A 13,725-nucleotide genomic window follows, 5' to 3' on the forward strand; every position below is an offset into this window, starting at 1 on the left:
AAATGACTAAAGGTAAAGTTTGGAAATACAAGGATAACATCAATACGGACATCATCACGCCACCAGAATCCATGGAACTAGATATCAAGTCGGCTGCAAAGTACTGTATGGCAAATTTGGATCCCACCTTCGCAGATGGCTTCCAGCCAGGCGATATCTTCGTTTGTGAACACAATCTGGGCTCAGGATCCAGCCGTGAGACTGCACCGCTCTGCCTGAAGGAGCTGGGCGTGCGAATCGTCATCGCCATGGATTACGCTCGTATTTTTTACCGCAACTGCATCAATGTGGGCATTATCGTGCTGGAATGTCCTGATACGGACAAGATCAGCAAGGATGATATGCTGGATGTTGATTACCTCACCGGTATCATCCTCAACGAAACTACCGGACAAACTTACCACTGCAACCCGATTCCCACCCACATTGCGCAGATTATTGAAAAGGGGGGCTTGATTAACTATATCTCAGATAAGCTCCGAAAATCCTAAATATACTTTTAGAATAGGGATAAATAAAACTCTGTTCTACAGACATACCATACGATAATCTGTTGTTCTTCCTGTAACTCCCTCATTTCGACTTTGATAAAAAATGAAATTGGAATCCGTCTGATTGTCATGTTACAGCTCAACAGCCATGACAGACCAATTACCAAACAACCGTATCCCCAGCTTTTTTACCGGTTCCTTGTCTTTTTTCATCCGGTAAGAGGGCTGGGGATTTTGACATCAATACGACCGTTTCCACGTGGCTTGAGTGGTCAGTATGGATAAATTTAATGATTTTTCAAAAGCTTAGTATGTGGGAACATAGCTATCTCTGATTATACATCATAAAAAATTATTTCTTACAATCCTTGACTTTAAGTATAATTCTGCTACAATTTAGCTAAGGAACAAGCCCTTGCCATACGTGGCGGGGCGTTTTTTTATGAGGTGTGTATATGAGTAAACCGTTTAAAACTTATGATGAACAAATTGAAATACTCTCAAATAGAGGTTTAGATATTAATAATCCAGAATATGCTAAGATTATTTTATCACAAGTTAATTATTATAACCTTATCAATGGCTATAAAACTCCATTTTTAGACAATAAATCTTATAATGAGGTAGAAGATGTATATAAAGATGGTAGTAGTTTTGAAGAAATTTATGCTCTTCATGAAATGGATCGTGAATTAAAAGAAGTGATTTTTTCTTCTCTGCTCCGTTTTGAGAAACTTCTAAAAACATCCTGTGCTTATCATTTTTCAGACTTATACAGAGATGGACTATATCCTTACTTACAAATTGAAAATTATTCTGTATCAAAGCATCAGTTAAATTATGTTTTGAAAAATATAGGGACATTATCCAATGCCATAAGTAGAGAAAATAAAAATTCAAATGGCAAGAAACCTATTAAGCATTATATAAAAAAGCATGACCACATCCCTCTTTGGGTTCTTGTAAATTTCCTTACTTTAGGAAATATATCTTATTTTTATAATTCCCTAGATGAATCTCTTCAAAATAAAATTGCTAAAGATTTTGGTGAGAGATATAAAGAGAGTTACCAGTCTAAAGAAAAAATTAGTAAGACTGAACTTATAGATATAATTAAAATCTGTAATTTTTTCAGAAATGTTTGTGCCCATGATGAAGTCATGTATTCATTCTCATTGAATAAAGCTGGTCAAACTGCTATTTTTGAAAAGTTTTTCGATGAAATTTATACCGGCAAAAATTTACATGATTTAATACTGGTCCTTAAACTAGTTATTCCCGAAAAAGAATACCAATCTTTAATCTCATCAATTAGCTCCATCAAAAATAAATATGAGGGCAAATTTACTAGCATCTCAATTGATGATATATTTGAAATATCAGGGTTTTCTAATAAGTAGTTATTAACCTAGCTACTTATTTTTTATTTAATTACGATTATTTTCAATCGGTCATTGTAGTATTACACCAAATATATTGAGACTATAAGTTTAAACGATTTTAAAATCAAAAGACCCGACTTGGTCCGCATTGTTAAGAGGCGTGTCGGGTACTGTTAGTTATTATAGTACACAAGTCTAGATATTTTGTCAAATCTTTTATTTCTCGTATAAGTTTTCAAACTCATTATATATGAGTTATTTCACTATTCCAATTTCAATTCCAGACTTGAATATTACTTTAAGCATTTCATCATAAACCACTATCTTATCCACTAGTTTTCTTACCAGTTCTTCATCATAGCTTTCTATTTCTAATTCCTGATTTTCTAAAAATTCTTCTAATTCCATTATTCTGCTTTGTTCATTCTTCTCTTCTGCCATATCTAGTAGTATCTTATCTTTTTCATTTCTTAACTCTTCGACCCTGTCTGCAAGGTCTGTGTAGTCTTTCTTGGCATTAGCTACTTTTAAAAGCTCTTCTTGAACCTCTAACATTTCTTTGTCTATTTCTTCTATCTGCCTACTTCCATCACCTGTGATGGCATTTTTAATGTTCTCTTTTATTATTTCTTTTAATTCACTGCTTTCAGCTATAAGCTGATTGATGGCTTCTACGACTGCCGCTTGTAGGTCTTCTTCTTTTATGGTTCTAGCATGGCAGGAGTCTGGGCCATGGGTTACTCTTGTACAGCATCTCCAAACGGTATATTTTTTCCCTCTATTATTCCATGCTATTCTCCTGTAAATATCCCCGCATTTAGAGCAATAGACGATACTTGAAAGTGCGTATTTACTTGAGTAGATCCTTCGTTTCCCTTTGCCACTCACCATATTAGCACGTCTGTACATTTCTTCTCCAATTCGCATGAAAATTTCTTTTGGTATGATGGCTTCATGGCTATTTTCTACATAGTATTGAGGCGCAATTCCATCATTTTTTACTCTCTTCTTATTCAGGAAATCCACTGTATAAGTCTTTTGTAAGAGGGCATCCCCCATGTATTTCTCATTGGTTAATATTTGATTGAGGTTTGATACATGCCACTTCTTATTTCCTGCTCCATTTACTATCTTGTCTTTCTCTAGTCCTTCCTTAATATCTCGTAGGCTTGCTCCTTCTAAATATTCTCTGTAGATCCTTTTTATAATTTTTGCTTCTTCAGGAACTATGACAAGTTTTCCCTCTTCGTCTTTTGTGTAGCCTAAGAACCTATTATGATTTACTTGGACTTGGCCCTGTTGAAATCTATATTGAAAGCCTAACTTCACATTTTGTGATAAAGACTGACTTTCCTGTTGAGCAAGAGATGCCATAATGGTAAGGAGAACTTCTCCCTTGGCATCCATGGTATTGATGTTTTCTTTTTCAAAGTAAACTGGTATGTTATTTTCTTTAAGTTTTCTAATATACTTTAAGCAGTCTAGGGTATTTCTGGCAAACCTAGATATAGACTTTGTGATTATATAGTCGATATTTCCTTCCATGGCTTCTTCAATCATTTTATTAAAGCCAGCTCTTTTCTTGGTGTAAGTTCCACTGATTCCTTCATCAGAAAATACTCCCGCAAATTCCCATTCTGGATTTTTCTTAATATAATTTGTGTAATGGTCTATTTGAGTGTCATAAGAAGTTACTTGTTCATCGCTGTCTGTTGATACCCTTGCATAGGCTGCTACTCTTAGTTTCTTTTTTTCTGATTCCTTGATGGAATTTCCTTTTTTCTTCTTCGCTGGTATAACTATGACCTTGCTATTCATCATCTATCACCTCGATTAAATTGTACTGGTGGCTTGCTCGTTCAAAGGGATCTATGGGCAAAGTCTCTTCCTTCTTATATCTAAACTTGCAGGGAACTTTAATAGTTTCTTCTTCTTTTTTCCAAACTCGTCCCATGGCCACTGCCCTTTCTTTTAGCATTTGACCTGCCTTTTCAAAACTTTCTCTATCTATTATCTTGGGATAGATTTCGTTTCCTAAATATTTTTTATTGGTAAGGATTCTTTTAACGCTTGAGCTGTTTTTCTTTAAGCCTACAAGGTTCGCCGACTTTATAAGGGCATTTCCATCAAGATAGTTTTTAAAGATTTTTCTTATATTCTCCGCTTCTTTTTCCTGAACTTCTAATCTTCCATCTCTAATGGTATAGCCATAACATAACCTAGACATCTCCTTTCATTTCCTCTCTTAATACAAGTCCACACTTTAAATGAAAATCAAGAGTCTCTCTATTGACAACTTGAATGTGGTCAATGATTTCTTCAAACAAGTCATCTTCAAAGTGATCTATCATTTTGCTTTTATCTAAGATTCCTATTAGTTTTTCAAGCTCTCTTATTTCTTCATCATTTCCAAGGATGGCTTTTTTACTTCTTTCCTTTTCTTTGTGTAGATTTCTTTCTTCACTTGAAATTTCACTGCTTTCCTTTGCGTAAATACTTGCATCTAAAACGCCTGAAGTTATTAGTTTACCTAGAACCTCTTTTCTTTCATTTAGATTTTCTAGGCTTTCTTCTATTTTATTTATTTTCTCTACTTCTTCCTTACTATCCACTCTCTTTAATGATTCTAAGAGTTGCATTAGGATACTATCTTTTCCAAAGATTAGCTTGTTAACTAAAGTTACAAAAGCTAATTTTATGTCCTTGTCTTTTATAAACTTCATAGAACATTTATTAATATCTTTAAGGTGTTCACTGCAAGTCCAAGCTATATATTTATCTTTGCCATTATAGTGATGTCTTCTCTTAAAGCTTGAACCACACTCGCCACACTTTATTTTCCCCGATAGGCTATATCTATTTTGATATCTTTTAGTGTTTTCTCCATTTCCTTTTGCTATAGCCCTAAGTCTTAATAATTCTTGAACTTTCTCAAAATCCTCTCTACTTACTATGGCTTCATGGTTATCTATTATCTTATACTGGTCTTCTTCTCCCTTATTTTTATGTCTATTATAATTTTCATCTGTATAAGTCTTTTGGTAGATAACATCCCCTGTGTATTTTTCATTTTTTAAGATGCCGTTTATAGTCGACCCGTGCCAGCTTGCTCCTTTTTGTCCATTAATCTTTCTCTTATTTAAGTCATCTGCTATTTTATGTGTTCCCTTACCTGAAAGATACTCTTCAAATATTTCTTTTATTATTTTTCCTTCTTCTTCATTCACTACCATCTTTCCGTCTATATTCTCATAGCCATAAGGTGGGCTTGATATAATAAACGTTCCATTTTGAAATCTCTTTCTTATAGACCATTTGTTATTTTCTGATATAGACCTGGACTCACTTTCTGCAAGGGATGAAAGTATGGATAATATCAACTCACTTTCCATGGTTCTTGTATCAATGTTTTCTTTTTCAAAATAGATACCAATGTTTAAGTCAAGGAGTCTTCGTACGATTTCCAAACAATCTGTCGTGTTTCTTGCAAGCCTTGAGATGGATTTGGTTAGGATAAAGTCTATCTTCCCATTCTCACAGTCTTTTAGCATTTTTAGAAGTCCATCCCTGCATTCTTTCTTTGTTCCAGTGATGCCTTCATCAAAGTATAGACCTGCAAATGTATATGATTCGTTCTCAGATATTATCTTTTCGTAGTGTGCTTTTTGCGTTTTAAGACTCACAAGCTGAGCTTCCTCATCTGTCGATACTCTTGCATAGACAGCAGCTCTTAATATAGATTCTTCTTTTTGATTCGCTTCTATTTTTGTTATCTTTTTCATCCATTCAACCTCCTTTCTGCTAGTGCTATATTCCCGTACAAATGAGTATATATCAAGTCTTATAGCAGTAATTCTGAAAGAATAGGTCTGAATTTTTTAATGTTTTCTCTTCTAATTTTCCTATATTCTTCAAGGCTAATTTCATCTAGAAGAAATAGATCTTGGATGAACTTATCCGATAGATAGAAATTAAGCTCTGCCTTTAAATCCCTTTCAGTGTATTCAGTTTTTATAACTTCTTTTTCACCTTCAAACTTCTCTACTCTCATGCTCCACCTCCTATATCACAGGCAAAGAAATTAAGGCTATTTTTAACCTTAGCTTTCTTTCCTCTATATTCCTTAGGACATAGAGAGTGGTTTTGAGTAATGAATTTTCATGAATATCGAAATTCTTGAGTAAACAAAAAAGACCTATTAGTATTTCAATTGAAATACTAATAGGTCTAAATAGCTAATTACATTTTTATTTGTTAATTTGTTACTATCAAATAATAGGTTTATATCATTTTTTTAATGCCTTTTTTAAATATAGAGATGCTAGAACCCCTATAAAAAAGAAAATTATACTTATGTAACTGGAAGGTTTACCATCGAAAAAATAATAAATAAAAAATATATTCCACGCTAATGGAAATAATAGAATATACCACCAATATAATTTCTTATTATTATAAACCCATGGCATTAAAATGAGAGTGGGAAAACAAAATGGGCTAAGTATATAATAATTGAATTCCGATAAAAATCCATACAATTGAGATGTACCTACGAAAAGAATTGGGATACAAGCTATTATTGTTAATATTAGTGAAATCACAAATATTTTATTTTTCATTTGAAATATCCTCCTGCTAGTAAATAATCTATATCTAAATTTTTAATATCACAATCGTCTATTTTTATTATCCCGTCATAATCTCTTAATAACCCTGAAATTATTTTTAATAAAGTTGATTTCCCGCTACCATTGGGACCATTAATTGTATATATCATACCTTTTTGAAAATTATATGAAAAATCATTTATTATTATATTATCATCCACTTTATAAGATAAATTCTTTATTATTAAATAATTTATTGAGCTTGTTTCTTGTTTTAATTTCTTATTCTTGTTTCCTACATAAGAAATGCTATCAATAATTTCATCTAAACTTCCAACATGGGCTGTGCATACATTCCAATCTCTCAAAATATCCATAATTGAATCTGTATATCTTAATAATTGACTAGATAACGTAATAATCGTAGTGAACTCCCCGATAGTAATTTTTCTCTTTATCATAAAATAACCTAATAATAATATATATATGACTCTAAATATATTACTCATTAAGCTTGAAACAAATATATAAATGTTTTCATATTTTATTTGCTTGCTTTTACTTTGTTTAAAAAACCTCTTTTCATTATTTAAATCAGTTAATACCTTATTTTTTAGGGCGTTTAATTTTATATATTCTATTTTAATAATAAGTTTGAAGTATATAGAAAAATATTTTTCATCAGATTTTTTATTTTTTATAACCGCATTCTTTAATTTATTTCTAAAAAAATAATTAATCAAAGCATAAAATGGAGCTATGAGAAATAATAAAAACGACAAATTTTTATTGGAACTATATATTGTAAGTCCTATCAGACATATACTAAACAGGTTTGCGAATATAACGTTTATAAATGTTATGATGAACTTTGATATATATATTGAACGCTAGTTGTTAATCTTTTTATTAATTCTTCCTTGATATGTTTTTTAGTTCTTTCATAGTTTGAGTCCAAATATTTTTTTAATAAATTTTCGTTGAGATAAGTATCGAGCTCAAATTTTAATGTCTCTTGTAAGCAATTTCTAAAATAATTTAATAACTGTGATATTAATATTACTGGTAGAACCACCTCTGCAAATTTCAAAGAATATTTGAAATCTTTATATACTGAAAGTTCATCAATAAATATCCCCATTTTTTTCGGAATAATTATCGAAGTAATAGAAAAAATAATTGTTAGAACTATATAAACACAAAAAACATATTTATGTTTTTTGAAAAATTCTATTAGTATTGATTTCACTTATTTTACCTAAATTTTAATACATCTTTGCAAATAAAATTTCTTTTTCCGATTCTTCTAATTCAGAATAAACTTTTATTGCATTAGTTATTTTTGTCCTGTTTAACTTACAAAATGGAGAATTACTCGAATCATAATCCTCAAATATTATATTACTATGATAGCATCCACCAGAACATGTTGAGTAAGCAATACATTCATTGCACTTGTATTTTTTATTATATTTATTGTCATATTTACAGAGTTCAATGAATGATTTATTATTATCTCCAAGCTTCTTGTCTAAAAATCTTTGACATGGGATTATTTTAACGTCTGGTGTAACCGCTATTAAACTTACCCCAGCCCCACAATGCCTTTCTTGCCTAACTGATAAATGTATTGATATTAATTGCTTTACTATGTCTTTAAACGAACTACATTTAGTATAATCTTTTTCATGCAAACATTGCATAAAATAATTATAATAATTTTTTATTTCATTGTTTAAAACTGAATAGTTTATCATCTTTATTCTTTCATAAGACTCAGACTGTGCAATAGAATTAAATCCCAATTCATACAAATGTTTATGGTTGTCTATTAAATCCATGTTGCTGTCTGTTATAGTTACTCTACCAATCATATTGAAGTTTTTGAGCAATTTAATGTTGGGCACTATGTAATTGTATGCTCCTTCCCCTGAAGCTGTTTTTCTATTTACATTTGTTTTTAACTCATTGCCATCAATAGATATTGTAATTGCGAATTTATTTTCTTCTAAAAACTTAACTATATTATGATCAAGTAAAGTCGCATTGGTTGTTATACTATAAAAAAATCTATCTTTCAAATTATTATCTAACTTTATAGATTCAACAACTTTTTTGATCATATTGAAATTTATAAGAGGTTCTCCACCAAAAAATATTAATGTACAATGTTCTTCAATTGGCAGTTCTTTTAGCAAACTTATAAAAGAAGATAAACTTTCTTCGTTGAAAAAGGTTTCGTCATGGTCTTCTTGACTTCTCCCTTCATAACAGTATGTGCATCTTAAGTTACAACTATATGTCATGAACAATGTAATTGCTTTTATTTTATATTCAGAATTATTAGATTTTATTTTATATTCTTCTAACGAACTTTTGTTCTCTATGTCAATACCCATTAATGCATTTTCAATAAAATTGTCTGAGCTTTCTTTCAAGTACTCTCTTTTTTCTAAAAAATCATAAACTCCAAGATCAGTTTTCATTAAAATATTCTTTAAATTTAAATATATTAAACAATTTTCATCATTCTTACAATAGTAAATAGAGTTGATTCTTTTCATAATTTTGAGTCCCCCAAAAAACAATTTTAATTTTGATAATATTTATAACAAACATTACAAGAATCAATATAATTATTCATGAATCTAGTTTCATTGTAATATTTATTTAATTCATTAATGTCCGGACAAATATTTATGCAGTTTCTCATTAAATCGGTAAATTTAGCTTCAAAAAAATTTCCTGCACATCTAGAAGCTTCAATCGCAAAAATTGATCCGCATGGATAAATATTTCCATTATAATCAATTGTAATTATATTTCCTTCCGGACATCTAATTTTAATTTCATTATCGTATATGAAGTCAATGTCATCAAAATATATTGATGCCCTCCCGAATTTATAACATGGATGAATAAATATTCCTGTTGATATCAGTTCCTCCTTTAATTCAGTTATCAATTTTCCTATATCGTCATTTTTTAAAATAGTAGTACCTACCACAACTTTTAATCCTATCTTCTTGCTCTCGTTAAGAATGTTTTTCATGTTATTTATGCTAATATTAGCCAAGTGATATTTATCAATACTTATTTTTAATGTTACTAAATTATTGTTAACCAATCTCTCTAAAATATTTCTAGTTTTCCCCTTCTCAATTGCCCAGAATCCATTAGTTGTTATATTGAATATGCACTCATCTCTAAAATAGTTCATAATTTCTTCAATTTCGTCTAAATATATAAACGGTTCACCTCCAGATATTCCTATATATCTTATTCCATTGTCTATTGCAGCTTTAATAAATTTAATAGCATCCTTTTTATGCATTTTTTCATGTCGTTTTGGCGAACAATTAAAGCAGCATATCGTACAATTTTCTGTACATTTTCTTGTATAAAGTAATCCTAAACACTTATAATTCATATTTTTTCCTCCACAAAAGAATTATTATAATTAAACCGATTAGAAGATCAAAGATATATATTGAAAAATATGTCTGAAAATATTTTATATAGTCATATATCTCAAGATATACATTTATAATAGGGACTCTATAAAATATTATTGAACGCGTATTACTTAGACCAGGAATAGGATATGTTAAAAACATATTAGCAATAAAAGAACCTAAAATGCTTGTTATCTTATTGTTAGAAAAAGTAGCCACCAAGCCACTTAATATCACGGTCATTGCTATTCCAAATAATAAATCTATATTGTACAAACCAAATCTTAGCCATGAATTTAAAACTATACTATCATTTAAAATTACAAGTCCGCTAGCATCAAAAATTTGATATGGTTCTAAGTTTTTTTGAATACCAAAACAAAATATTATTAATATATCAAAAGATAGGAAAATTAAGACAAATATAAATGTAGCTAATAATTTATTGCTTATAACTTTTACAATATTTTTATATTTTATTACTTGATAGTCTAACGGCCCTTTTTTATATTCTTCAGAAAGAATTTCCCCAATTATTACATATGTTAATATATTAAAGAAAAGAATAACATTATATAAATCTAAACTTGTATTAAAATAAAAATCAAAAAAATTAGTCTTATTGCTTTCTTTAAATATAAACATACTTAACATTAGTAGATTTAAATATGTTAAAAACTTAACACTTATCAATTTTCTAATCTTTTTTAATTCTTTAATCAACATTATTTACCTCCAGTAAACTGAAGTAGAATTTTTCTAAGTTCATTTTGTTGTTACGAACTTCAACAACATTGATTTTGTTAGCTAATAGCTTATATAAAACTTCATTTAAAAAATTTAAATTATAATCTTTTATTTCTATGATATTGGTGTTAACAAAAACTGTCTTATTTAAACTATCTGCAAATATGATTTTACAAATCTTTGGTTCTAGGATTTTTTCTGTTATAATTGTATACTGCTGGTCTAGACTGGATAAATCTCCTTCATATAATATTAAACCTTTATTAAAAACAATTAACTTGTCTACAACTTTTTCAACTTCTGATAATATATGGCTTGTTAATATTACGACCTTGTTCTTCTTTTTCGCTAATTCTATGATTATATTTCTTACATCATAAATTCCCTTTGCATCCAAGCCATTTAATGGCTCATCTAAAATAATAAAGGGTCTATCTCCTATCAGAGCTAAAGCAATACCCAATCTTTGTTTCATTCCTAGAGAATATTCTTTTACTATTCTTTTAGAATCAAATTCGCTTAATCCAACCAAATCTAATAAGTCTATTACTTCTTTTTCATTATACTTTTCTTGGAAGAATTCTAAATTTTCTCTACCTGTGAGGTATTCATAATAAGAGGCTCCGTCTATTAAAGCACCAAAATAATCGTTTTCTTTATTTGTCCCACCTGAAATTAAAATTTTTCCCTTATCTGGTTTAGATAAACCAAGTATTATTCGTAATAAGGTAGATTTACCAGCACCATTTGGTCCTATAATTCCAAAAACTTCTCCACTTTCAACTTCAAAATTTATGTTTCTCAATACCTTAATACCTTTAAAGCTCTTTTCTATGCCAGAAACTTCAATTTTCATGTATTAATCCTCCAGTAAATACCCAAAATCGTTTTTTATTATTATTGATAAAAAACTTAAGCTTTTTTCAAAATCTAAAATAGACTTGATACAGAAGTTTTTACTAGGTTTATAAAAATCATGGTTATATATTAAATTCTCATATGGACATCCATTTCCACAATAAAGTTGTATAAAGCACTTAGAACATTTTTCTATGTCCCATCCTATTAATGGTATATCATTACTTTTAATGTCTTTAATTCTTCCGAAGAGGAACTCATCTTTGCCAATTCCTCTATAACAACTATATAAATCACCTTTTGTAGAAGAAATAAGTCCATGATTTCTCCTAGCAAAACAATTTACAGAAAATCTCTTTTTATATATTTTTTTGCCAAATCATAAATATTACAATATATATTATCTCTGTTGTTTTTTAAATTATCAAATGTAACTTTTAATAATTTATCTAATTGCAAATTATAATCAATAAAGTCACATTCATCATATATAACATTCTCATCAAATACCAAATTAATATATATCCTTTTTACACCTTTGCTCCATAAGTAATTTACAGAATCAAATAAATACTTGATGTCTTTTTTATTAACCGTTATTTGTGCAGACAAAGATTTTGCACATTTTGAAAATTTATGATAATTAATTAGCACATTGTCAAAAGTATCCATTCTACTTTTATCAGGTCTGTTTTTATTGTGTATAAAATACAACCCATCTATACTGATACTTATTTCAAAATTATTGCTATTAAGTAAATTTCTTATCTTAGTATTAAATATACTACCATTTGTTGTTACAATATATTGAATTTTTCTTTTTAGCTTTTCTATACTATTTAAGTATGAAACAACTTTTTCAATTAGTTCTATATTTAGAAAAGGCTCTCCACCAAAAAAATTGACGTAATATATTTTTGTTTTAGGATTTATATTTTCAATCCAATGATCGATTATTTTTTTAGCAACTTCCCAACTCATAAGGCTTTCTTTTCTACCATAATTTCCACCATCACCGAAACAATATATACAGTCAAAATTACATTTTTCTGAAACATTTATGCTCAATGAAGAATATTTTTCTAATTCATTTAACTGTCTATAGATTGAATCTAATTTTTCTGACGTGTTTTTTCTATTCTCAAATATTGATTCTATTTCATTTATATCAAATTCTTTGTCTATTATTTTTACATCTTTCATCGCTGTAATAAACTCTTCATCATTTATAAAATAATAATATTTATCCATATAAAATTGGAGGAGTTTTGCTGTTGTATCATCTAAAAAATACAGATCTCCATTGGCACCATCAAAAAGTATATTAGAGTCTACACCTCTGATTAATCTAATCTGTTCATAATTCATAGTTTTCATAATACAAATTCCTCCTAAAATAATAGTTAAGTATGATCATATTAATTATACTTAACAATATTGAAAAGATTATTAATCCTATTGCTAGGTCTCCAAATTGTAAAAATTTAAGACTTCTCCAAGTATATTCAGAATTTAAAGGTAAATATCTATATAAACCATTAGATATATTAGTAAAAGAGAACATAACATATTCAACGACATTCATCATTGAAATTAAAGCTATTGTAAACAAAGCTGACTTTAAATAATTTTTGAATAAAAATATATTCAATATAAACAGTTCTAAAATAAATATAGAGCCTATAACTTGATTTAAATATAGAGTCAAAATATTAAATAAAGCATATCTTTGTTCAAAAATCACTTCAGTATTTACAACTACAAAAGAAAGATCCATACTTTTTACTTGTATGTTATTTTGGACTATAAATGCTACAAGAAATTGTATGGAATATGCAACAGCTATATATATTATGCATATTAATATTTTAAATATATATCTTTCCATGTGGTCATTCTTGTATAGCTTTAAAGCAAGCTCTATATTATTTTCATATTCTATAGAAAACATACTTCCAATAAAAAGCACTGTTATTATTGGAATATGAAAATTTCCATTTATGATTAAGGTCCTTATTACTATAAAATTATCAATTATCTCGCCGTTTATAGAATCAAAAATAGACCACGCTATTATACTTGTCCATAACGCTTGGAATAGTAAAAAAAATAACAATATTTTCATATTGATAAATTTGATTAGTTCAAACTTTAAGCACTTTCTCATTCACTCACCCCTAAAAAA

At 28.9% G+C, this 13,725-nt stretch carries 15 protein-coding genes; 2 read left to right on the forward strand and 13 right to left on the reverse strand.

Going from position 1 to position 13,725, the window contains the following annotated elements; translation table 11 throughout:
* The first annotated feature begins 2 nt into the window (after positions 1-2).
* Together O6R05_RS05115 and O6R05_RS05120 are read left to right on the forward strand one after the other, a co-directional pair.
* Positions 3-491 carry a LeuD/DmdB family oxidoreductase small subunit gene (locus O6R05_RS05115; RefSeq protein ID WP_271190925.1) on the forward strand — a complete coding sequence of 163 codons (489 nt, stop codon included), beginning with the start codon at positions 3-5 and terminating at the stop codon, positions 489-491.
* Positions 492-946: 455 nt separating this feature from the next.
* Positions 947-1,891, forward strand: coding sequence for an Abi family protein (locus O6R05_RS05120; RefSeq protein WP_271190926.1), 945 nt, complete (start codon positions 947-949; stop codon positions 1,889-1,891).
* A 237-nt stretch (positions 1,892-2,128) separates the two neighbouring features.
* On the opposite strand, the gene O6R05_RS05125 is transcribed toward O6R05_RS05120, so the two are convergent.
* The 13 genes from O6R05_RS05125 to O6R05_RS05180 form a co-directional block, all read right to left on the reverse strand.
* The gene (locus tag O6R05_RS05125) at positions 2,129-3,691 is read right to left on the reverse strand and encodes a recombinase family protein (protein WP_271192300.1); all 1,563 of its coding nucleotides are present in this window, start codon (positions 3,689-3,691) and stop codon (positions 2,129-2,131) included.
* Positions 3,684-4,100, reverse strand: a complete 417-nt coding sequence (locus O6R05_RS05130) for a recombinase family protein (protein ID WP_271190927.1) — start codon at positions 4,098-4,100, stop codon at positions 3,684-3,686. The genes O6R05_RS05125 and O6R05_RS05130 overlap by 8 nt, the downstream gene beginning before the upstream one ends.
* Positions 4,093-5,655 (reverse strand): recombinase family protein, encoded by a 1,563-nt coding sequence (locus tag O6R05_RS05135; protein ID WP_271190928.1) that lies wholly within the window; start codon positions 5,653-5,655, stop codon positions 4,093-4,095. The genes O6R05_RS05130 and O6R05_RS05135 overlap by 8 nt, the downstream gene beginning before the upstream one ends.
* Positions 5,656-5,714: 59 nt before the next feature.
* Positions 5,715-5,924, reverse strand: a complete 210-nt coding sequence (locus O6R05_RS05140; protein ID WP_271190929.1) for an SHOCT domain-containing protein — start codon at positions 5,922-5,924, stop codon at positions 5,715-5,717.
* 564 nt (positions 5,925-6,488) lie between these two features.
* Entirely contained in the window at positions 6,489-7,364 is an 876-nt protein-coding gene (locus O6R05_RS05145) for an ATP-binding cassette domain-containing protein (RefSeq protein ID WP_313791030.1), read from the reverse strand.
* A complete protein-coding gene (locus tag O6R05_RS05150) occupies positions 7,340-7,729 on the reverse strand; it encodes a hypothetical protein (protein WP_271190930.1) in 390 nt (129 codons plus the stop codon). Before O6R05_RS05150 ends, O6R05_RS05145 begins: the two co-directional genes overlap by 25 nt.
* A 16-nt stretch (positions 7,730-7,745) precedes the next feature.
* Positions 7,746-9,044, reverse strand: coding sequence for a radical SAM/SPASM domain-containing protein (locus O6R05_RS05155; RefSeq protein ID WP_271190931.1), 1,299 nt, complete (start codon positions 9,042-9,044; stop codon positions 7,746-7,748).
* A gap of 26 nt (positions 9,045-9,070) precedes the next feature.
* A complete protein-coding gene (locus O6R05_RS05160) occupies positions 9,071-9,910 on the reverse strand; it encodes a radical SAM protein (RefSeq protein ID WP_271190932.1) in 840 nt (279 codons plus the stop codon).
* A complete protein-coding gene (locus O6R05_RS05165) occupies positions 9,900-10,661 on the reverse strand; it encodes a hypothetical protein (RefSeq protein WP_271190933.1) in 762 nt (253 codons plus the stop codon). Before O6R05_RS05165 ends, O6R05_RS05160 begins: the two co-directional genes overlap by 11 nt.
* Positions 10,651-11,538 (reverse strand): ABC transporter ATP-binding protein, encoded by an 888-nt coding sequence (locus O6R05_RS05170; protein WP_271190934.1) that lies wholly within the window; start codon positions 11,536-11,538, stop codon positions 10,651-10,653. The genes O6R05_RS05165 and O6R05_RS05170 overlap by 11 nt, the downstream gene beginning before the upstream one ends.
* Positions 11,539-11,541: 3 nt before the next feature.
* Positions 11,542-11,907: an SPASM domain-containing protein gene (locus O6R05_RS08305; protein ID WP_390904747.1), complete on the reverse strand. Its 366-nt coding sequence runs from the start codon at positions 11,905-11,907 to the stop codon at positions 11,542-11,544.
* Positions 11,883-12,917: a radical SAM protein gene (locus O6R05_RS05175; RefSeq protein WP_271190935.1), complete on the reverse strand. Its 1,035-nt coding sequence runs from the start codon at positions 12,915-12,917 to the stop codon at positions 11,883-11,885. Before O6R05_RS05175 ends, O6R05_RS08305 begins: the two co-directional genes overlap by 25 nt.
* Positions 12,898-13,491, reverse strand: a complete 594-nt coding sequence (locus O6R05_RS05180) for a hypothetical protein (protein ID WP_271190936.1) — start codon at positions 13,489-13,491, stop codon at positions 12,898-12,900. Before O6R05_RS05180 ends, O6R05_RS05175 begins: the two co-directional genes overlap by 20 nt.
* Positions 13,492-13,725 lie beyond the last annotated feature (234 nt).

Source organism: Peptoniphilus equinus (genome assembly GCF_027921445.1).
Taxonomy (GTDB): domain Bacteria; phylum Bacillota; class Clostridia; order Tissierellales; family Peptoniphilaceae; genus Peptoniphilus; species Peptoniphilus equinus.